The sequence below is a fragment of the Flavobacterium sp. ACN6 genome (assembly GCF_002304005.1).
Lineage (GTDB): Bacteria > Bacteroidota > Bacteroidia > Flavobacteriales > Flavobacteriaceae > Flavobacterium.
In genome coordinates this window covers 157537-177787 of sequence record NZ_MRCQ01000004.1, presented here as the reverse complement: position 1 = coordinate 177787, position 20251 = coordinate 157537, and the positions used below count along the sequence as shown (strand labels likewise).

16 protein-coding genes and 1 riboswitch are annotated in these 20251 nt (G+C 32.4%); of the genes, 2 read left to right on the top strand and 14 right to left on the bottom strand.

All coding sequences use genetic code 11. From position 1 onward, the window contains the following. Positions 1-2 precede the first annotated feature (2 nt). Both BSF42_RS08145 and BSF42_RS08140 read right to left on the bottom strand, forming a co-directional pair. Entirely contained in the window at positions 3-713 is a 711-nt protein-coding gene (locus tag BSF42_RS08145) for a phosphoadenylyl-sulfate reductase (protein ID WP_095952588.1), read from the bottom strand. Positions 714-738: 25 nt separating this feature from the next. Continuing rightward, on the bottom strand, positions 739-1626 hold the full coding sequence (locus BSF42_RS08140) for a sulfite exporter TauE/SafE family protein (RefSeq protein ID WP_095952587.1): 888 nt from the start codon (positions 1624-1626) through the stop codon (positions 739-741). 299 nt (positions 1627-1925) lie between these two features. On the opposite strand from BSF42_RS08140, the gene BSF42_RS08135 reads away from it, so the two are divergent. Then, positions 1926-2708 carry a sulfite exporter TauE/SafE family protein gene (locus BSF42_RS08135; RefSeq protein ID WP_095952586.1) on the top strand — a complete coding sequence of 261 codons (783 nt, stop codon included), beginning with the start codon at positions 1926-1928 and terminating at the stop codon, positions 2706-2708. 207 nt (positions 2709-2915) lie between these two features. On the opposite strand, the gene BSF42_RS08130 is transcribed toward BSF42_RS08135, so the two are convergent. The 10 genes from BSF42_RS08130 to BSF42_RS08085 all read right to left on the bottom strand — a co-directional run bounded on the left by BSF42_RS08130 (position 2916) and on the right by BSF42_RS08085 (position 13518). Further along, positions 2916-3326 (bottom strand): Rrf2 family transcriptional regulator, encoded by a 411-nt coding sequence (locus BSF42_RS08130; protein WP_095952585.1) that lies wholly within the window; start codon positions 3324-3326, stop codon positions 2916-2918. Between the two features lie 130 nt (positions 3327-3456). Then, a complete protein-coding gene (locus BSF42_RS08125) occupies positions 3457-3978 on the bottom strand; it encodes an RDD family protein (RefSeq protein WP_172426657.1) in 522 nt (173 codons plus the stop codon). Positions 3979-4149: 171 nt separating this feature from the next. Next, positions 4150-5325 carry a PLP-dependent aspartate aminotransferase family protein gene (locus BSF42_RS08120; RefSeq protein WP_095952583.1) on the bottom strand — a complete coding sequence of 392 codons (1176 nt, stop codon included), beginning with the start codon at positions 5323-5325 and terminating at the stop codon, positions 4150-4152. Positions 5326-5458: 133 nt separating this feature from the next. Continuing rightward, positions 5459-5884 (bottom strand): OsmC family protein, encoded by a 426-nt coding sequence (locus BSF42_RS08115; RefSeq protein ID WP_095952582.1) that lies wholly within the window; start codon positions 5882-5884, stop codon positions 5459-5461. Between the two features lie 182 nt (positions 5885-6066). Next, entirely contained in the window at positions 6067-8481 is a 2415-nt protein-coding gene (thrA, locus tag BSF42_RS08110) for a bifunctional aspartate kinase/homoserine dehydrogenase I (RefSeq protein ID WP_095952581.1), read from the bottom strand. Position 8482: 1 nt separating this feature from the next. Continuing rightward, positions 8483-9466: an alpha/beta fold hydrolase gene (locus tag BSF42_RS08105; RefSeq protein WP_095952580.1), complete on the bottom strand. Its 984-nt coding sequence runs from the start codon at positions 9464-9466 to the stop codon at positions 8483-8485. Positions 9467-9546: 80 nt separating this feature from the next. After that, a riboswitch (SAM riboswitch) is annotated at positions 9547-9655 on the bottom strand. A gap of 189 nt (positions 9656-9844) precedes the next feature. Then, positions 9845-10048 carry a hypothetical protein gene (locus tag BSF42_RS08100; RefSeq protein ID WP_095952579.1) on the bottom strand — a complete coding sequence of 68 codons (204 nt, stop codon included), beginning with the start codon at positions 10046-10048 and terminating at the stop codon, positions 9845-9847. A 652-nt stretch (positions 10049-10700) separates the two neighbouring features. Then, positions 10701-11789 (bottom strand): aspartate kinase, encoded by a 1089-nt coding sequence (locus BSF42_RS08095; protein ID WP_095952734.1) that lies wholly within the window; start codon positions 11787-11789, stop codon positions 10701-10703. Positions 11790-11940: 151 nt separating this feature from the next. Then, positions 11941-13245, bottom strand: coding sequence for an O-acetylhomoserine aminocarboxypropyltransferase/cysteine synthase family protein (locus BSF42_RS08090; RefSeq protein WP_095952578.1), 1305 nt, complete (start codon positions 13243-13245; stop codon positions 11941-11943). Positions 13246-13326: 81 nt separating this feature from the next. After that, the gene (locus BSF42_RS08085) at positions 13327-13518 is read right to left on the bottom strand and encodes a hypothetical protein (RefSeq protein WP_095952577.1); all 192 of its coding nucleotides are present in this window, start codon (positions 13516-13518) and stop codon (positions 13327-13329) included. A gap of 751 nt (positions 13519-14269) precedes the next feature. Here BSF42_RS08085 and metK point away from each other — a divergent pair. Next, on the top strand, positions 14270-15520 hold the full coding sequence (gene metK / locus BSF42_RS08080; protein ID WP_095952576.1) for a methionine adenosyltransferase: 1251 nt from the start codon (positions 14270-14272) through the stop codon (positions 15518-15520). Positions 15521-15630: 110 nt separating this feature from the next. Here the strand turns inward: metK and BSF42_RS08075 are convergent, their stop codons facing one another. Together BSF42_RS08075 and BSF42_RS08070 are read right to left on the bottom strand one after the other, a co-directional pair. Beyond that, a complete protein-coding gene (locus BSF42_RS08075) occupies positions 15631-17850 on the bottom strand; it encodes a hypothetical protein (protein ID WP_141248437.1) in 2220 nt (739 codons plus the stop codon). Positions 17851-17993: 143 nt separating this feature from the next. Continuing rightward, positions 17994-20249 (bottom strand): hypothetical protein, encoded by a 2256-nt coding sequence (locus tag BSF42_RS08070; RefSeq protein WP_095952574.1) that lies wholly within the window; start codon positions 20247-20249, stop codon positions 17994-17996. Positions 20250-20251: the final 2 nt, after the last annotated feature.

Genomic DNA, 20251 nt, shown 5'->3' with positions numbered 1-20251 from the left:
TTCTACTCTTTCTTAGCACTATGAAGCCCACATTCTTTATGACTCGATTCCCACCACCATCTTCCGGCTCTGATATCTTCTCCAGGGAAAATTGCTCTTGTACATGGCGCGCATCCAATACTTACAAAACCTTGTTTGTGTAAAGCATTTTGAGGAACATTGTTTTCTTGCAGGTACGTTTCAACTTCTTCTAAAGACCATTTTAATAATGGATTAAATTTGATAATTTCGAAACCTCCGTCGTATTCAAACAAATTTAAATCTTGTCTGTTTTCTGACTGTTCTGCTCTCAAACCTGTAATCCAAACTGAATTTTCTGCCAAAGCTTTTCGTAACGGAACTACTTTTCGAATAAAACAGCATTCTTTTCTGTTTTCTACTGAATCGTAAAAGCTGTTTGGTCCTTTTGCTTTAAGTAAATTTTCTACCGCCGCCGCTTCTGGAAAATAAACCTCGATTGGTCTTTTATACTTTTTCAAGGTTTTGTGAAAAACGTCGTAAGTTTCCTGAAATAATCTTCCGGTGTCTAAAGTAAAAACCGTAATATCAGTATTGCTTTTGGCAATGAAATCTGTAATTACTTGATCTTCCTGACCAAAAGAAGTGGAAAAAATTACTTTTCCCGGAAATTTTTCTGCTAGGAAAACCAAGGTTTCATCCAGCGAAAAATCTTTAGTTTTCTCTAATAATTCTTGTACAATAATCGCACTCATAATCTCTTTCTCCCTATCTAAAGAATTATAATAATTTAGATAATGTTTTTAAACTCAATAATATAATTAGAACTCCAACGGCAACCATCATTGGTTTTCTTTTGATTTTATTTACCAAATAAGCTGCTAACGGTGCCGATATAACTCCTCCTAAAATCAACCCGATAATTACCTGCCAGCCGTGAATACCGCCAAAAAGCATAAAGGTTATACCACTTGCAAATGAAATGGCAAACTCAGCTGCATTAACTGAACCAATAGTATATCTCGGATTTCTTCCTCTTCCTAATAATGTTGAAGTTACAATTGGTCCCCAGCCTCCGCCGCCAACCGAATCCATGAAACCTCCAAAAATGGCTAAAACACCTAATTTTTTAGTTTTTCTTTTTACAATATTCTTTTTTAAAGCTTTTCTAATAATGATTATCGCCAAAATAATCATGTAAACAGCAATAAATGGTTTAATAATATCTCCATCAATTACATCTGATAATAAATATGCTCCTGTTATCGAACCTAAAACCCCTGGAATCAATAAATGTTTTACCAGTTTTTTATTAATATTTCCAAATCTATGATGTGAAAGTGCCGAAGCTCCTGTTGTAAACATCTCAGAAACATGAACTGCTGTACTGCTTACCACTGGCGGAATTCCATAAGCCAATAAAAATGACGTCGAAGTTGCTCCATAGCCCATTCCTAAGGTTCCATCAACCAATTGTGCAAAAACACCAATGGCAAAAAACACTAAAAATTCCTGATTGAATCCTGCTACAAATCCGTCCCAGGAAAATTCAGCGTGGTGATTGTATATTAACACTGATAATAAACCTACCAATAAAACAATAGGAATACCAATCCACAGCTTTTCTTTCAAAGAATCAGCAGTATTTATTTTCAGTTCTTTTTCCATATTAAAACGATTGGTTTTATCTTAAAACCCATTACCCTATCGGACTAATAGATTACTTTGCAAAAATACTACTTATTTCTAAATTACAAAGTAATATTAATATTTTTTTAAGCCTTGAATTAGTCATTTATAAGATTCTAAGAGAGGTCTTTAAACTAATTTCACAAATAATGACACTTTACAGCATATTTAAACAATATAATTGCAAAATAGGTTTGCATATTAAATACCTTTTTTAATCTCTACAATATCTATAGAATAATTATAAAAATGTCGTATTTTAGCGCCAAATTTTTTTTATGGATTTTCAGATTGGTCTTGTGATTGCTGGGTTAGCGGTTGGTTTTATTGTTGGATTAACAGGTGTTGGCGGAGGTTCTTTAATGACCCCGATTTTATTATATTTTGGCATATCGCCTACAACGGCAGTAGGAACCGATTTGCTTTATGCTGCTTTTACCAAGATGGGCGGTGTTTTTGTACATCATAAAAAAGGGAATATAAACTGGAAAATTACAGGCTGGCTAACATTGGGCAGTGTTCCCGCAGCTTTGGTAACACTATGGATATTACATAGCATAAAGACTGATATTGAAACCATAAATCGCGTAATTAAATACAGTTTAGGATGGGCATTATTGTTTACTTCTGTTGCGATTATATTCAAAAATAAAATTTTAAAGTTTTCTCAAAAACATGCGGGAGATAAATTTCACAGCGAAAGCCGTACCCAAAATATGCTGACTATAGCAATTGGAGTTTTATTAGGTGCAACTGTAACCTTAACTTCTATTGGAGCTGGAGCATTGGGAACTGTAACTTTGTTTTTTCTTTATCCTTTACTTCCAACTCCTCGTTTAGTAGGAACTGAAATTGCGCACGCTGTTCCGTTAACTTTAGTTGCCGGAATTGGGCATGCTTCTATGGGAAATTTAGATTTAGCACTGTTGGGACAATTATTATTAGGATCTCTTCCTGGAATTTATATTGGCAGCAGCTTAAGTGGAAAAGTTCCTGATTTGTTCCTTAGAAATGCCATCGCTGTTATGCTTTTCCTAGCGGGATATAAATTAATTTTTTAAAATAAATACTCCATTCCTCCTGCAAGGTTTTCGAAACCTTGTAGGTATAATTATACTAGAGACATACAAGGTTTTAGTTTTTTTTTAGGTGTGATTTTAATAAAACCTACAAGGTTTCGAAAACCTTGCAGACATTAGATAGTAGATAAAAAAAAAGACCATTTCACTAATATGAAATGGTCTTTTTTTTATTTTAAAAAGCAACTTCTAAAATGCAATATCTGCTAATGAATTACTTTCTAATATTTTAAGGGTATTATCTCTTACCTCAGTCATTAAACGTCTTGCTGCACAAGTAGTTTCATCATCGCAGTCGTCGCATCTTTCGTAAAAGTTATGACTCGCACAAGGCAGTAATGCAATTGGACCTTCTAAAATACGATAGACTTTCGCCATACTAATGTCTTTAGGATCTTTTATCAAGTAATAACCACCGCCTTTTCCTTTTTTTGCTCCAAGAAAACCAGAGTTTCTCAAAAGCAGCAAAATACTTTCTAAAAATTTAATCGAAATATGTTCACTTTTCGCAATTTCGGCAATTTGTACAGGTTCGTTATTGTCTCTCCTGGCTAAATATGTAAGGGCTTTAATTCCGTATTTTGTTTTCTTTGAAAGCATTTTTATATTTTAGATTGTAATTGTAAATTATAGTCAAAATGGACTAAAAAAACAATAAACATATTTTCTTGTAACAAAAATAATCTTTTTAAATGAGAATATAACAGATTGAAACCTATATTCTACTAAATTAGTATAGTTTAGATTCGTTTGCATCATTTACGCCGATTAAATTTAAACTATAAAACATTTCCATATCATTTTCTAGGTCCTTTTTCTCTACAACGAATGTTTTAGAAATAGAATCGTGCCATATTCTTTCTGACTTACCTAAAAATGAAAGCGCATCAAAAGGAATTAGACGACATAATGTTCTTATACAAATAGCTTTAAAATTCGGTCTCAAACCATTTTCATTTACGACAATACTACCTGTAATAATCTTTCCTATTGTTCTGCCAAAAAATGCTTCAAGCACTAAATAATAAAACATTGCAAAAGAAAGATAAGTCCCAAACATTCCAAGTTTTATCATTATTTCCACCAAAATCTCGTATATAGCCCACTGCAAAATATTTCCAGTAATTACGACCAATAAAGTAAAAATAAATATCGTGACGAGAATAAATACAAAATCAATAAGACAATTAAAAAAACGATCTCGATCAGAAGTTAAAATTTTCTTTTCCACCACATATACAGAAGTACCCAATTGTATTTTGAATTTGAATTATTACTCTTTTTAATTTCAACCTCAGCAAAAATATATTTTTTAGTGAAACAATCTTGAAAAAAGAATGACGATTTTTAACAGTAATTAATTTACAGTTAAAATCGTCATTAATAAAGTGAGAGAATCCAATATCAAAAATTAGAACTAAAATTAATTATCAAGTGCCTGCTTTAAATCGGCAATTACGTCTGCGACGGTTTCTAAACCAACAGAAACACGAACCAAACCTTGCGTAATTCCAACTGCCAATTGATCTTCTTCAGATAATTTGCTGTGCGTTGTAGAAGCTGGATGTGTTACAATGGTTTTAACATCGCCAATATTTGCAGAAAGTGAACATAGTTTAATTTTGTTCAAAAATTTTCTTCCTGCTTCAAGACCGCCTTTAATTTCGATAGCAATAATGTTACCTCCTAAAAGCATTTGTTTTTTTGCAATCTCATATTTTGGGTGTGATTTCAAAAACGGATATTTCACACTGTTAACATTTGGATGACTTTCTAAAAACTCAGCAACTTTTAAGGCATTTTCGCAATGTCTATCCACGCGAACTGCCAAAGTTTCCAAACTTTTTGATAGAACCCAAGCATTAAATGGTGACATTGCCGGCCCTGTATTTCTTGAAAATAAATATATCTTACGAATTAACTCTGCATCTCCAACTGCGACACCTCCAAGAACACGCCCTTGTCCATCCATTAATTTTGTTGCTGAATGAACTACAATATGTGCACCATATTTTATAGGCTGTTGAATGTAAGGTGTTGCAAAGCAATTATCTATTATTAAAATTAAATTATGTTTTTTTGCAATTTGTCCTAACAATTCTAAATCAATTACATCTACACCCGGATTTGTTGGTGTTTCTGCGTAAAGGATTTTAGTATTTGGTTTGATGAAACTTTCAATCGTTTCCGGCTTATTGATATCAAAATAAGTGGTTTCAATATTCCATTTTGGAAAATACGTCATAAATAGTGCATGAGTCGACCCAAAAACACTTCCTGCAGAAACAATGTGATCTCCTGAATCTAGCAATGCAGCAAAAGTAGAATAGATTGCAGCCATTCCAGTTGCAAAGGCGTAACCTGATGCTGCACCTTCCATCGCACATACTTTATCTACAAATTCTGTAGTATTAGGGTTGCTAAAACGAGAGTAAATATTACGTACTTTTTCTTCTGTAAAAGAGGCCCTCATATCTTCTGCATCTTCAAATACAAAACTTGATGACAAATACAGAGGACTAGAATGTTCCTGAAATTGAGTTTTTTCTAAATGTGTACGTATTGCTTGGGTTTCAAAACCAAATTCTTCTTTATTCATTGTGTTGTTATTTTGTTTTTTTGTTTCAAGTTTCAGGTTTCAAGTTTCTAAACTAAAATCCAAACTAAAACAAGTCAATTATTTATACTCATTCAGAGCATGTTCTAATTATCTAATTGACTAATTATCTAATTTATAAAGCTTCGTTGTTTAAGACAACTTTGTATTTAATTGTTGCTGTTGGCTCAACCGTTTTGGCTACTGAACAGTATTTCTCGAAAGAAAGCTGTGCTGCTTTTTTTGCTTTATCAGGGTTGATTTCTCCTTCTAAATAAAAAACCACATCGATTTCTTTAAAAGGTTTTGCTTCGTCGATTTGTACGCGTTTACCTTCAACCTCAGCATTAAAAGAAGTGATTTCCTGACGCTGTTTTTTCAGAATGGAAATCATATCAATTGCACTGCATCCTGCAACACCCATTAAAACTAATTCCATTGGACTTGCGCCTAAATCGCTTCCACCAAATTCAGCTCTGCTGTCAACGTCAACTATATGACCTCTTTCATTTTTTACTTTAAAATGAAACGCGTCGTTTACTCTGTTTAAGGTTACTTTCATTTTTTTTGTTTATTGAACGCTGATGACGCGGATTTTCAAACGCGGATCTCAGCTGTTTTTTTTTGTTTTTTTGTTTTTTTATTCTTGTCATTGCGAGGAACGAAGCAACCTCACTAACAATTACACAAAGCTGATTTTGCAAATGTGATTGCTTCGTTCCTCGCAATGACAAATTAGACTTCTTATCCTTTATCAGACAATCTCAAAATATCTCCAAAAACTCCTCTCGCCGTTACTGCAGAACCCGCACCAGCTCCCTGAATTACGATTGGACGATCTCCGTAAGATTCTGTATATATTTCGAAGAAAGAATCAGAACCTTTTAATCCGCCTAGAGCCGTATCTGATGGTACTGAAACTAATTTTACTTCTAGATTTCCTTTGTCATTCTGCAAATCTCCAGACAATTCTCCAATGTATCTTAATACGTGATTTGGCTGTTGCTCTGCTTTTATTTTAGCATAAATTGGATCGAATTCTTTTAGTTTTGTCAAGAAATCAGAAGCACTTCCTTCTCTTAAATGTTCTGGAATAAGATTCTGAATCGAGATTTCTTCAAACTCATTTTGCAAATCTAATTCTCTTGCTAAAATCAATAATTTTCTTCCCACATCATTGCCACATAAATCTTCACGCGGATCTGGTTCTGTATATCCGTTATCAATCGCTTCTTGCAGAATTTCACTGAATGGAGCGTCTTTAGCTGAAAAATTATTAAATAAATAACTTAATGTTCCAGAGAAAACTCCCTTAATTTTAGTGATATTTTCTCCCGAAAGATGCAATAATTTAATCGTATCAATTAATGGCAATCCCGCACCAACATTGGTTTCATACAAATAATTCTTTTGGTTTTCGGTTAAAGCTTTTCTCAATTCCTTATAAAAACCATAGCTTAATGTATTGGCTACTTTATTCGAAGAAATTAAATCAAAACTGCTTTCTATAAGCGGAATATAGTTTTCTACAAAAGTGGCACTTGCTGTATTATCTATCGCAATTAGGTTTTCTAAATGATGATCATTTGCATAAGCGATAATATCTTTAATCGTGTAAGCTTCACCTTTCGTTTCAATTTCATTTTTCCAGTTTGCAGGAACCCCGTATTTATTTAAAAGCAGTTTTTTTGAGTTTGCAATAGCAAAAACATTCAGCTTAATATCTTTACGTTTTTCAATGGCTGCAGCCGATTCTAAGATTTGATTGATCAAAGTGCCACCAACTAATCCGTGACCGAAAATAGCGATGTTTATCTTTTTAGAAACACCAAAAATCTCTCCATGAATTACGTTTAAGGCTTTGTTTAATTCTTCTTTTTTAACAACCAAACTCACGTTTTTACCCGTAACGGTGTTGTTAAACAAAATAGGAACAATTTTATTTTTGATTAAAGCTGTATACGGTTTGTGGAATGTACTTAAATCCTGTCCGATAATCGAAATTACCGATACATTATCTGTAACCGTAATTTGATTCACATCTTTAGAGTAAAAGTCATTTTCGAACTCTTTTTCCAATTCTACCATTGCAAGTGTAGCTTTTTCAGTCGCTACAACAAGTCCAATTCCTCTTTCTGAAGAACCTTGCGAAATAATACTTACACTAATATTATGATCGCCCATTACTTTAAAAATACGGGCATCAACTCCAGCTTTTCCAAGTAATCCGCGTCCTTCCAAATTTACAAGAGAAACGTTTTCTAAAACAGAAAGCGTTTTAATTCCTTCTTTATCAGAATCTGAAGTAATTAGTGTACCGCGGTTTTCATGATTGAAAGTATTTAAAATACGAAGCGGAATATTTTTTTCTAATAACGGAATAATCGTTTTGGCGTGCAGAATTGTTGCGCCAAAATTAGCCAGCTCGTTTGCTTCATTAAAAGACAAATATTCGATTTTTTTAGCATCGGCAACTAAATCTGGATTTGCAGTATAGATTCCGTCAACGTGTGTAAAGTTTTGAAGTTCTTCTGCATTTAAATAATTAGCAATTAACGAAGCGGTATAGTTACTGCCATTTCTACCTAAAGTAGTTGTGTCGTTGTTGTTGTTAGAGCCAATGAAGCCTGTAACTATATTAACCGTTTCGCCGTTATGTTCTTTAAAATAATTTACTACATTTTTCTTTGAAAGCTGTTCCAAAGGCTGTGCATCACCAAATTTAGAATCGGTTTTAAGCAATTCTCTTGAATCTACAAAATTGGCTGGAATTCCTTTTTCTATTAAGATAGCAGTTAATAATTTAGCCGAAAGTAGTTCTCCTTTCGATAAAATCTGATCTTTGATTTTTTTGCTGTAATCGCCAATCAAACTTACTCCTTCAAAAAGTTTATCTAAAACATTAAATTCTTCCGAAAAATCTACATGCGGATAATCTGATATTTGATATTTTTTAAAATTCTCTAATAATTCTTTATAACTGCCGTTTTTTGCAGCAATGGTTAAGATAAATTCCAATTCATCTGTTGCGTTGCCGCGCGCAGAAACTACAACGGCAATTTTTTCACCTTGATTTACTTTATCTGAAATGATTGAAACAACTTTATTAAGTCCTTCTCCATTTGCTAATGATTTACCTCCAAATTTTAATACCTTCATTTTATTTTTTTATTGTTTCTGCCTTAAAAATGTCGGCAAGTAAATGATCTAATTGTTTGTACTCGATTAAAAAAGCGTCATGTCCGTGAACCGAATCAATTTCGCTGTAGAAAACATTGTCTTTAAACTTTTTCAATTCTTCGTAAGTTTCTACGTTTTCTTTTGCTGTAAAAAACAAATCTGAATTAATTCCTACGATATGAATTGAGGCTGATGTCTGCGACAATAAGTTTTCAAAACTTTCACTATTTCTAGTAATATCAATTGTTTTAAGCAGCTGATTCATTAATTTATAAGAAGCCAGCTGAAATCTTTGCTGCAGTTTTTTTCCGTGATGTGCGAGCCAGCTTTCGATATTAAAAATCAAAAGATCTTGATTAACGGTACGCTGAAATTTTTCTTTAAATGATTCTGGCGAGCGATAGCACAACATAGCGTGTATTCTCGCATCTTCGATAGGTTTTGAAGAATTATTTAAAATTTGTTCCTGCAGAAAACAATTGGCAATAAGCCAGTCTGTCGATTTCCAATCGCTTGCAATCGGTATAAGATGTTCTGTGATATTTGGTTCTAATGCTAAGATTTCCCAGGCAATTCCGCCTCCAACTGAACCTCCAATAATAGCAAAAAGCTTTTCTATATTTAAAGTTTTTATGCCTTCGATAAAAATTCGGGCCACATCTCTGGCAGTAAAATCGAGATAGTTTTCAATTAAAAAGGAATTACTCCCGTTCCCAGGAATATCAAAAGCTAAAATCGTGTAAAGCGAAGTATCAATGGTTTTACCTACACCAATTAAATCATTCCACCAGCCGTTTTCGCCGGTAACTTGTGCGTTGCCTGTTAAGGCATGATTTACCAAAACAATAGGCGCGCTGTACAATGGCTGGCCAGCGGTAGTAAAACTTAACGGTAGTGTATGATAAAGCACACCATTTTCTGTGGTGAAATTTTGTATGCTAATAGGGTTTGGTATATTTTCCAATTTTCAAATCTGTTGTATTATCTGATTTGTATCTGGAAATATTAGAAAGAAAAAACTAGTGTAAACTAGAAAAATTCTCGTTGTTATCTTTCCACTTTTGGGAGTGGTAGAATGCAGCACCTTCTTCGAATTAACGAAGGGTTGCTAAGGATTCATCGGGTCTAATCCCTCGTCCTTTCTTTATAACATTTCAATACTTTTTTGAACTTAATGGTGCAAATTAACTACTAATTTCTTTAACAAACAAATTTTATCGAAAACTGTTTGTTAAATTTCATAAACATCCTGCAGCAAAAACTCTTATACGCAAAAATTTACCGAACAAAAATGCCCAGTAAAATTAAGCAGGCCGAAGCCTATTTTGTGAAACTTTTTAAATTAAATAAAAAGCGTTTCATTTTCTTTTGAATACATCAAAAACAATAAAGAGTTTGGTGTTATTTTTTCAGCATTTTTATCCGTCTCAGTAATTCCGAATCTTGGGTGAGCCAATTCGTTTGCTGGCGGCGGCGGGTTATTTCTTTTTGTTCTTTTGTTTTTCAAAGTAGAAATCGTTTTTGCTAAGTAGTTCAATGTGCTCATGATATTAAGTTTTAGTTTAGTTGCGTTTTATAATGTTTATCTCTTTTTTATCTTTATGTTAACTCCCTTTACGGAATAAAAAAACCCTTTTGGAATTTCAGATACCAAAAGGGTTTAAGTTTTTAAACTCATTTATGCTTTTAGTATCAACAGACGTGCACGCAAATAAGCGCGACAGTAAACATCTTGTTTAGCTGTAAGGATTTATTCATCTGTGATTTATATTGTATTTTAAATTGTTGCATTTGTGTAAAATTAAAAAGCCCCCCAATTTGTTTTGGGAGGCTTTACTATATATATTGTATTCTTACAATTTTTTAAGCAATAGACAACCCAGCCTCGGTAATAACCGAAATGGCGCAAAACATTTTGTTGACTTTTAAGTTCATTTGATTTCTAGTAGTTTTTGGGTATAACAAATATGCAAATATTTTTTTTATTACACAAATAAAATTCAAGAATTTAATTACAAAATACGTTAAAAAGTTATTTTTTAACGTCGAAAAACGTCTTACAAAAATAATTTAAAGAAAATTACTGCAAAAACAAGGCTAAACTAAGCATTTTCAACTTTCTAAATTTCCTTAACGAATCAATTTATCAAAGAACATTTCTTATTTTTTCTAATTTTTTCTGCTTTTTTCTAAAAAATTCAGGACCAGACTGCCTCTTTGTTCCTAATTCTTTCGGCAACTTTCAAAATATCGGTTATAATCCCTCGCGAAATTGCCTGTTTACATGGCGGCGCGCTCTGAATTACAATTGGAACCTGAGCATAAGATTGTGTGTAAATTTCAAAAATGGTATCTGAACCTTTTAATTGTCCAATTGGAGAATGGGCGGATTCTGAAATCAATTTAACTTCCAGCTTATTTCTTTCTAGATCAAATTCGCCAATATAACGAAGCACGTGATCATCTGACTGGGTGATTTTAGAAATTTTAAAAGACTTATCTACCTCATCTTTATTAAGAATTCCATTTTTTTCTAGATGCTTCTCTGTAATAAAAGGCTGTATCTGAATATCCGAAAAATCAAAATCTTTACCAATTTCTCTGGCTAAGATCAGCAGTTTTCTCGCTGTGGCATTTCCAGACAAATCTTCTTTAAATGTTGATTTCATTAATCCCAAAAGACTTGCATCTTTTAAAACAGATGAAAACGAAACATCTTCTGCCGAAAACCGATTAAAAACATAACTTAAATGATCTGAAAATACGCCTCGAATCTTGGTAATTTTTTCTCCCGAATAATACAAATCTCTCAAGGTCTGTAAAACCGGAATTCCCGTATCAACCGATGTTTCATACAAAAACTCTTTGTCATACTTTTTAAGATTCGATCTTAGTTCTTTATATAAATCGATTGGCAGTGTGTTTGCTTTTTTATTTACAGCCACAATGTTAAATCCGTTTTTGATGAGCGTGTTATAATGTTTCACCAATTCATCACTGGCGGTTGCATCGACAGCAATCAAATTTTCGAATTCATTTTCTTTAGCAAATTCAATAATATCTTCTACTTTAAAAGGAACTGCCAATTGTCTGAAATTGGTTTCCCAAGCATAACCAACACCTTCTTTTTCAAAAAAAGCTACGGTAGAATTGGTTATAATAGGAAAATGAAAATCTACATTTCTACTTTCCAGAAAAAAATCCTGACTTTCAATTATCTGATTGATCAAAGTACTTCCGATATTTCCAATTCCAAAAAGGATAATGTTTATTTTAAGCTTTGACATAATTTCTAACATTTTAATGTTTAACCACAATAAGACGCACTGCAGTGCGTCTCTACATGGTTTAATTTTTATAATGATGCTTTTCATAAAAAATCACCTTTAGCAATAACCAATCACTAAAGGCAATTTTTCAAACAAAAAACAAAAAAACCTAATTCTTATTTATACTGTATTGGGAAAGCGAAACACTTTCAAAAACAGTTTGAAGATCTGCAATTAGATCTTCGATATCTTCAATTCCCACAGACAGACGAACTAAATCTTTTGAAACTCCTGTTCCAACTTGCTCTTCATCTGACAGCTGTTGATGTGTTGTGCTTGCCGGATGAATAATCAGCGATTTGGTATCACCTATATTTGCCAGCAATGAGAATAATTTGGTATCATCTACTACTTTTTTAGCCGCATCAAAACCTCCTTTTAACCCAAAAGTAATGATCCCGCTTTGGCCTTGTGGTAAATATTCCTTAGCTAAATCATAATATTTATTAGATTTTAAACCTGGATAATTTACCCACACGACCTCCTCTTGTTTCTCTAACCATTCGGCCAAAGCCAAAGCATTCTCACTATGTTTCTTGATTCGGATTGGAAGTGTTTCTAATCCTTGAATAATCTGAAAAGCATTAAATGGACTCAAAGCAGCACCAAAATCACGCAGTCCTTCAATTCGCGCTTTTGCAATAAAAGCCGCATTTCCTAAAGCTTCGTGATATACTAATCCGTGGTATCCTGCAGATGGTTCGGTAAATTCAGGGAATTTTCCGTTAGACCAGTCAAAATTTCCAGCATCAATGATAACGCCTCCTAATGAAGTTCCGTTTCCAGCGATATATTTAGTTAAGGAGTGAATTACAATATCGGCACCATATTGAATTGGATTTAATAAATAAGGTGTCGCAACTGTATTATCTACTATAAAAGGTACTTTAAATGCTTTGGCTTCTGCCGAAATTCCTTTTAAATCCAAAACATCTAATTTTGGATTCCCGAGAGATTCCACAAAAAAAGCTCTTGTATTTTCTTTTGCCGCTTTGGTAAAGTTTTCTGGTTTTGAAGGATCTACAAATGTTGTTGTAATTCCTAATCTTGGCAGTGTCACTTTTAGAAGATTATAAGTTCCGCCATACAAGCTGTTTGAAGCCACAATATGATCACCCGCTTTTAGCAGTGTTAATAATGTTGTAGAAATTGCCGAGGCTCCAGAGGCCGTAACTACAGCTCCTATCCCGCCTTCAAGCGCCGCTAAACGCTGTTCTAAAACGTCATTTGTTGGGTTATTTAATCTTGTATAAATAAATCCAGCTTCGGCAAGACCAAATAGATTGGCTGCATGATCTGCATTATTAAATACATATGAGGATGTCTGGTATATTGGCACTGCTCTTGTTGCTCCGTTTTTAGTAACATCGTGTCCTGCGTGTAGTGCGTTTGTTGCAAATTTGTGTGTGCTCATGATTTCTTAGTTTTTAGGTATTGTTAATACTTTTATATATTGTTATTGAATTTTCTAATTTTAATTGACTTTTAAATTGATTTAAACAAAATGACTTTCTGCTTCTTCTTCCAGATCATACATGTGAAACAATAATGATTTTTGACTTTTTATATATTGTTCTGGATTATACTTTACAGCTTCATTAATGGACTCTTCAGCTTTATTATTTTTTTGAGAATCTGTTCTCAATAAGTATTCAAATGCGATTGTATTTATATCTAGCGTGTTCATGATTTTTAATTTTAAAATGTTGGAAATAAAAAAGCCCTTTCGGATGGCTTACCAAAAGGGCTTATAGTTGAAACTATAACAAAGATTTTATCTTTCACTTTCGGCAATAGCAAATTGGGATGCACATCGACATCTTACAACACATCATCATTTTATTTACTATTGAATTATTCATTTTATTTTTATTTTTTTTTCACCTATAAGGTCATTAGTTTTTAAGCGAACACAAAACTTATATTCTCTTATAAATCTTATATGGTTTAAATCACTTTCGGTTTGAACAAAAAAAAACCTCCGCGAATGGCAGAGGTTTTATTGTTATTTTTAGATTTAACTACTAAACAATAGTGCGCTCTGCGGAAGTTTCCGGCATCATACAGCACATATTTTTAGCAATTAAATTCATTTTTCGACTTGTTTTGTTTGGCAAATGTGAGAACTTTTTTTCAATCCACCAAACAAAAACATAATTATTTTCCATTACCCTATCAAATTACTATATTAATGTTAAATTTCTACTATAAAAAATAAAAAAAGTTGAACTTTAATTTGCAAATCAAAATGGTTTTGTACTTTTGCACGCGAATACAGAGGAAAAATTTGAACTGATTGCAACCTCTTCATAATGAAATGGTTCGTTATGAATGCTGAAAGATATATTTCAGTAGTAAAAAATGCTAAAGCAGAAACTCTCCTTTAGCACTTTCAGCAATTACTTTTTCCTCGCTTAATGTTAATTTAATAAATTATTATGGCTTATTTATTTACGTCAGAATCTGTTAGTGAAGGGCATCCAGACAAAGTTGCAGATCAAATTTCGGATGCTTTAATTGATAACTTTCTGGCATTTGATGCTGACTCAAAAGTAGCTTGTGAAACATTAGTTACTACTGGTCAGGTTATTTTAGCAGGTGAAGTAAAATCAAATACTTATCTTGATGTACAACAAATTGCACGTGAAGTAATCCGTAAGATTGGATATACTAAAAGTGAATATATGTTTGAAGCGAATTCTTGTGGAATTCTTTCAGCTATTCACGAGCAGTCTGCAGACATTAACCAAGGAGTTGACAGAGCTAAGCCAGAAGAGCAAGGTGCTGGAGATCAAGGAATGATGTTTGGTTACGCTACAAACGAAACAGAAAACTTCATGCCATTGGCACTTGATTTATCTCATAAATTATTACAAGAGTTAGCTATTTTAAGACGTGAAAACAAAGAAATCACGTATTTACGTCCAGATGCTAAATCTCAGGTAACTTTAGAATACAGCGACGATAACAAACCAACTCGTATTGATGCAATTGTTATCTCAACTCAACACGATGATTTTGATGAAGAAGCTACAATGCTTGCTAAAATCAAAAAAGATATTATCGAAATCTTGATTCCAAGAATTATCGCTAAAAACCCAGAGCACGCTCATTTATTCAACGATAAAATCAATTACCATATTAACCCAACAGGAAAGTTCGTTATTGGAGGACCTCACGGAGATACTGGTTTAACAGGACGAAAAATCATTGTTGATACTTATGGTGGAAAAGGTGCTCACGGTGGTGGTGCATTCTCTGGAAAAGATCCAAGTAAAGTAGATAGAAGTGCTGCTTATGCTACACGTCATATCGCTAAAAACTTAGTTGCTGCAGGTGTTGCTGATGAAATCTTAGTTCAGGTTTCTTACGCAATTGGAGTTGCTGAGCCAATGGGAATTTTCATTGAAACTTACGGAACCGCTAAAGTTGATTTAACAAACGGTGAAATCGCTAAAAAAGTAGAAGCTATTTTTGATATGCGTCCCTACTTTATCGAACAGCGTTTAAAATTAAGAAATCCAATCTATAGTGAAACTGCTGCTTACGGACACATGGGACGTAAACCAGAAACTGTAACTAAAACTTTTTCTGCTCCGGGCGGACATTCAAAAACAGTTACTGTTGAATTGTTTACTTGGGAAAAACTCGATTTTGTTGACCAAGTAAAAACTGCTTTTGGATTGTAATTTAGATTATTAGACTAGCTTAGATTTTAGACATTCTTAGCTCGCTAAACATAAAAAAAGCCGATTTCTAATTTAGAAATCGGCTTTTTTATTTTATTCCAAACTTTTTATTAATAAGTTCCGTTTTGCATTTTTGCTAACGTTTCTTTTATTTCGTTTGCCGTTTCTTCTTCACCAACAACAGCTAAATATTTTACCGCCAAAGTCTGTGTTTCGATTGCTTTTTGTTTTTGGCCGTCTTTATAATACAACTGTGCTAAAGTATCTAAATAATATGGATTGTTTTTATTTAATACTAAACTGCATTCAGACCAGTTTATGGCTCTCTTTACATACGATTGCTGTTTTAAATTTAACACAACCGCCCAAGATATTTCATTACATAGATTTGAATAATATTCTTTGAATTCTTTCCAATCATAATAATAAAGAGAATTAGAGTCAAAGGCATTATCAAATATAATATCAAGATTTTGAATTAAATTTTCTTTATTAATTAAATATTTATCGAAGTACTTTTCAAATTCTTGTATGTACTTATAATTGTCATTTGTTTCCTCAGCATTATCAGCTAAATAGAGGAAGTAATTTTTATAAAACTCAAAATTTCCTTTATCAATTAAAAGTATTTTATCGTATGCTTCCTTAATCTTTTTCTGATCAGATTTTGTATAACGTGTATTTTCTTCCTCGTATCTAGAAGTTGAATTTTGCAGTACAATTGAAATCTCTGCGCTTATGTTCCCTATTTTAATTGATGTATTTTCCTGATCGTTAAATATTGCGCGTTTCGCATCGATTGCATCATAATGTTTTATCAAATAATCTATAGATTTAAAATCGGTCTCGTCTAAAATTTTATGTTCTAAATATACTTGCTTTGTATAACCAACATTTTTTATTTCCTGCAGAATTACCTGCACAAGTAGCATATCTGGGGTTATATCATTTTGATGTGCTTCTATCAGTTTTTTCCAAACCTGTCTGGCTTTCTTTTTATCTAAATCGAATTTAATAAACTTAAAATCATCCTTGTTTCCATATTCCTCACTATATTCATAATCATAATCACCTAATGTCCCAAGTGCAGAAACATCATAAAAAGCCTTTACTAGTTTGACATCTTTCGAGTTTTTACTGCTTATTATTTGAGAAAAATTATTTTTTAGATAAGTTCTTTTTAGCTTACCATTAAAAGAATCATAGTAACTAAATCTATCTATTTTATCTGGAGATAAATTTGACTTGGCCACAGTTAAAATAGTTCCATTTTCATCTAAAATCATTAATACCGGTGAATCTGTCATTTTATTTTTCTTCAACCAGCTTTCATCTTCTTTCGAGGCTAAATAAAAATTGTAAAGATCATATTGCGGATCATAGATATTCGATACATATCCTATATATTGTTCCTGTTTTTTAATTAAATTATCAAATTCAGCCTGTGCCTCTGCATTCTTTGGATCACTATATACTACTAGAAATTTATTTCCATCTGTTTTAGTTTTTTTGATGGCATCAGCCAAAGTTTTTTCGATTTTTAGTCTGAAATCTGTATCTGGTAAATCACTTATTTCTTGAGGAGAGGCAACATCTCCATAATCATCGGTTTCTTTTCCTGGATAAGTCCAGTTTAAAACCTCTTTCTTTTCTAAAGGCTGGATTATAGAATTATTTGAGTCTGCAACAGGTTCATTTGGATGAAAAATGGTAACAACATCACTCGTAGAACTAATCAATAACTGATTTTTACTTTTGTTATAAAAACTAGAAAATTGTGTAATACCAGACGAAAAATAGTTAACCTTTATTTGTAGTTCAGTAATCGCATTTGGTATTTCATATTTGAATATTTTTCTTGGTTCATAGTCAAATCCTTCACTTATCAGATACAAATACTGAGTCCTTTTAATTACGAAACTTTCATCAGCATCACCATCTGAGTTATATTCTACTAGTTTTGATATTTTTTGATATTGAACAGGATCTGTTCCGTCTTGTGTTCCCAAATAGAGACCGTAAAAACCTTGGTCATTCTGAAAACTTAATTTTATTTTATCTGAAGCAATCGAAGTCTTTTTTAAGTATTTAACTTCAAAAAAAGGTATATCAACGTTCCATCCTGTAAATACTAAAGAGTCCCCCTTTACTTGGTAATCTCCATAAAGTGTTACAAATTCGAATTTATTATTATCCAATAAATTAAATTTCGCTCTTCGTCCTGAACTGTCAAGTGAATAATAGGATTTATTTTTTAAAGTTTCCTGCTGAGCAAAAGATGGAATCTGTAGACAGAAAAACATTAACAAAACACACAAAAAAGATCTCATAATCAAATGTATTTACAATAATATAATTCTTACAAATATATTCAATCAAAAGTCGTGTAACAATTATTTGTAGTTAAATTATTAGATGAAAAGAGCCCGAAAACTATAATCGTTATCGGGCTCTTTTATATTGCAAATATTTCTTAGTAACTTCCGTTCTGCATTTTTGCTAACGTTTCTTTTATTTCATCCGCAGTTTCTTCTTCACCAACAACAGCTAAATATTTTACCGCCAAAGTCTGTGTTTCTATTGCTTTTTGTTTTTGGCCGTCTTTATAATACAACTGCGCCAAAGTATCTAAGTAATAAGGATTATTTTTGGTGACAACCAAACTATATTCTGACCATTTTATGGCATCTTTCAAAAAGGCCGCATTTTGAGGTTTTAGTACTACATTCCAAGCTGCATTATTACTCAAGTCAGAATGATAATCTTTAAACGAATTCCAACCATCGTAGGAATAACTTGAACTCGAATCTAATCCAGAAAAAATTGCATCTAATTTTTCAATTGGACTTGTTCCTGCCAGAGTCGAATCAAAATAAGTATTAAATTCTTTTAGAAAAGTAGTATTTGATCCGTCTTTGTCTTCAGTTTGATTTAAATAATCAAAGTAATTTCTATAAGCATCAAAATTTCCCTTTCCTGATGCAATTATCTTTTTATAAATAGAATTGAATTTTTCTTTATTAATAGTTCCATCAACTCCATCTTGAGATGCATAAACATTAAGCTGTAAAGCATTCGAAATTTCTGAAACTACATTTCCAAGACTGTGAATTTCTCCTTCTTTACTATTAAAGGCTGCGGTATTATTTTCTATTTCTTGAGAATGTTTAAGCAAGTAATCGATCGCTAAGAAATCGGTATCGTTTAAAATTCTATCTTGATTGTAAAGCTGTTTTGTAAATCCTTGATTTTTGATTTCTTTTACAATTGTTTCAACCAAATACATATTCGCATTCTTGTCTTTTTGATGCGATTCGATCAATTTTTTCCAGCTTTGTGCAACTTGTTTACTATCCAAAGCAACTTTGGTAATTACAAACTCTGCTGAATTAGGATCTGTAACTGTGTATTCTGAATCATAATCATAAGAACTTTCTAATAAAGCTGCTTTATTAAAAGCTTTAATCAAATCTGAGTCAGCTGCCTTTTTATTTTTTAAAACATTGTCCAATGAAACAAAAGCATCTGCTCTCAAAACCTTACGATATAGATCTCCAAAATAACTAAATTGATATTGCTGAGCTGTTAAATCTGATTTCGCAGCTGCTAATAAATTCCCTTCTCCGTTTAAAATAAGCACACTTGGATCATTAGTAATTTTATTACTTTTCAACCATTTTTTATCATCGGCTCCAGCCAAATAATAATTGTAAACATCATAAAGAGCATTGTATTTATCATACATATTATAACCTGTCTGCGTTTCCTGATCTTTTATGACAGCATCAAAACTTTCTTTTGCTCCTTTAGTTTTATTGTCTACTGCAACGACTAAAAATTTATTATTTGCTTCTTTTGTCGACTCAATAGCTTTCTTTAAGCTATTTTCAATTTTTAATTTAAAATCATATTTCGTGTACTCCTGCGATGAAATTGCATAATCTACATTTGTCGCTGCGCTATCCACTGCGACTTCAAGGGCTGTACCGAAATCTTCATTTACTAAAGTATTTTCTTTACCTGGATAGGTCCAATTTTCAATAGATAAGCTTTCCAAAGGAACGACTTTTGGCGTTTTGGTTACGGGCTGAGGATTTTTTTCGTTTGTAAAAACCAAAGGATTTAGTCCTGATTTTTCAGAGATTTTTAACTCATTTGTACTTCTATCAAAAAAACCTGTGATTTTCAAATCTCCTAAGACAGCCAATTCATAGCCTATAGTAATTTCTGAAACATCTTTTGGCAGTGCATATTTATTAACTGTAGTTGGATTATAATTGTCTTCAAAAACTAAATATAAAAAGGCGGCTTTTTCAATTTCAAATTCTAAGTCTGTTTTTTTCCATTCAGGATCAGACTTCGTTTTAATATCTGAAAGTCTTTGGTATTTAATTTCTTCTTTCCCTTTTTGGGTTCCTATATAAAAGGAATAATAAGACGGATCTAAAAATTTTACTTTGATATTTTTAGCTTTTTTATCAATTTTAAAAGAAAGATCAAAATTAGTTTGTGCTGCAGTATTTTTGGCAAATAATAATGAATCTCCTTTTATTTCATAATCTCCAGAATAAAATACCAGTTCGTATTTATTATCTTCTAACAAATTCAGCTTGATTTTCTGACCTTTGTTTGTGGACAAATAAGTTCCTTTTTCAATACCATTTGTTTGAGCAAACGACATACAAATTGCTGAAGTAAATAGCAGTAAACTCCAAATAAAATTGCGCATAA